This is a genomic window from Collinsella aerofaciens, from assembly GCF_039752985.1.
Lineage (GTDB): Bacteria > Actinomycetota > Coriobacteriia > Coriobacteriales > Coriobacteriaceae > Collinsella > Collinsella aerofaciens_BT.
This window is the reverse complement of record NZ_JBDMHA010000124.1, coordinates 1-1,994: the sequence shown is the minus strand read 5'-3', so window position 1 is coordinate 1,994 and position 1,994 is coordinate 1. Positions and strand designations below refer to the sequence as shown.

The following is a 1,994-nucleotide window of genomic DNA, read 5'->3' as shown; positions in this document are numbered from 1 at the left end:
TCGCCGCTTACATCGCAGATCCTGCGGTCGTTACCAAGACCGCTGGCGGCGACAATGTAATCGTCTACGCCCTGACCTGTGCCCTGTCCTTCGCCGTCGGTGTCACTATCGTCTACAACGGCGTTCGTATGATCCTTGCCGACCTGGTCCCGGCTTTCCAGGGCATCTCCAACAAGCTGATCCCCGGCGCCATCCCCGCCGTCGACTGCGCCGTCTTCTTCCCCTATGCTCCCACCGCCGTCATCCTCGGCTTTGTTGCCTCCTTCATCGGTGGCGTGGTCGGTATGTTCATCGTGGGCGCTACCTTGGGCATCTTCATCATCCCGGGCATGGTTCCCCACTTCTTCTGCGGTGCTACCGCAGGCATCTACGGCAATGCTACCGGCGGTCGCAAGGGCGCAGCTCTTGGTGCTTTCGTCAACGGCCTGCTCATCACCTTTGCCCCGGCTCTGCTCCTGCCTGTTCTTGACGTCTTTGGCTTCAAGAACACTACGTTCGGCGACTTCGATTTCTCCGTCATTGGTATTACGCTTGGCCGCGCTGCCGAGGCCTTCGGTACCACCGGTGTCTACGCGATTCTCGCTGTCCTTCTGGTCGTCGCCTTCGTCCCCAACTTCATCCACACCAAGGGTGCTGTGATTAACCACGTTGAGGAAGAGTAATCCAGGCATACGTTAAGCCCTAATCGGGCGGAGCTCCGATAACCGGCTCCTACACGGAAGCGGTGACGTCTCAAATGAGGCGTCACCGCTTTTTGTTTTGAAGTGGTTGTGAAAACGTATTGACGAAGCATCGTCTCTGCGCCGTGAGCGGAATCAAACGCAATGAATGGCAAAAACGTTTTGCTGCTGGGGTGTCGATATAAAAATGGTAAAACCGTAAAACCGTTCGCCGAGAAGATAAAAACCCGCAGTTCACGCCTTGATAAACATAGGTAAAGTGTTTAGCAGTTTACCGGCCTTATGCAAACGAAAGGAATCAGGCAGATGGCAATCAAGGTGTTCGCTGACGGTGCAAACCTCGAGGGCATGCTCGACATGTACGAGAACGGCAACGTTCAGGGTTTCACGACCAACCCGTCCCTTATGAAGAAGGGCGGCGTGACGGATTACCGCGCGTTTGCCAAGGAGGTCCTAGCCCACATCACCGATGTGTCCGTGTCGTTTGAGGTCTTTGCCGATGACGTCGAGACCATGGAGGTCGAGGCCCGCGAGATTGCTACCTGGGCCGAGAACGTCTACGTCAAGATTCCGTGCGTGACCACCAAGGGCGAGTCCACCGCCGAGTTGGTGCGCAAGCTTTCGGCCGACGGCATCAAGGTCAATGTCACCACCATCTTTACGCCCGAGCAGGTCGACGAGATGGTCGAGACCGTTGACGCCGGGACGCCGTCCATCATCTCGCTTTTTGCCGGTCGTATCGCCGATACCGGCGTCGATCCCATTCCGTTTATGACGGAGTCGGTCAAGAAGGCCGCTGCCAAGTCCAACTGTGAGGTCCTGTGGGCATCCACGCGCGAGCTCATCAACATTTACCAGGCCGAAGCCTGCGGTTGCCAGATCATCACGGTGCCCAACAGCATCCTGGCCAAGCGCAAGAACATCGGCCGTGACCCCTACGAGGTCTCGCTCGACACCGTGCGCGGCTTTGCCAAGGATATCGCGTCGCTCGGCTTCCATATCCTGCCGTAACGCGAACACTGGCTGCGCTGCGAGTTGTTCGCCCGGCCTTTCCTTTCCCTATCGCCCATGCGCTCCGTGAGGGTCGCGCTAGGCAAAGGAAAGGCCGGGGCTGCCGACACAAGCTTGCCAGCAAGTTGGCGCTTGGCTTCCATATCCTGCCGTGGGCAAAGGTACCCCCGCCTGCGCCGTGCAAAATTGAGAGTATTCAGCAAGGTAAAGGTCTTTATCAGTTGACCGAAGCATGGAACGGCCCCCGTTTTGGCTCTGACGACGCTAAAACGGGGGCTGTATTTTGCTTTTTCGTCTCTGAGG

General features: G+C 57.4%; 2 protein-coding genes. Both read left to right on the top strand.

Annotated features, from left to right (window positions below):
- Positions 1–662 (top strand): PTS transporter subunit IIC (locus tag ABHR76_RS09925; RefSeq protein ID WP_346977635.1); only part of this gene is annotated, 662 nt, incomplete at its 5' end.
- Between the two features lie 324 nt (positions 663–986).
- Positions 987–1,691: a transaldolase gene (locus tag ABHR76_RS09920; RefSeq protein ID WP_346977633.1), complete on the top strand. Its 705-nt coding sequence runs from the start codon at positions 987–989 to the stop codon at positions 1,689–1,691.
- Positions 1,692–1,994: the final 303 nt, after the last annotated feature.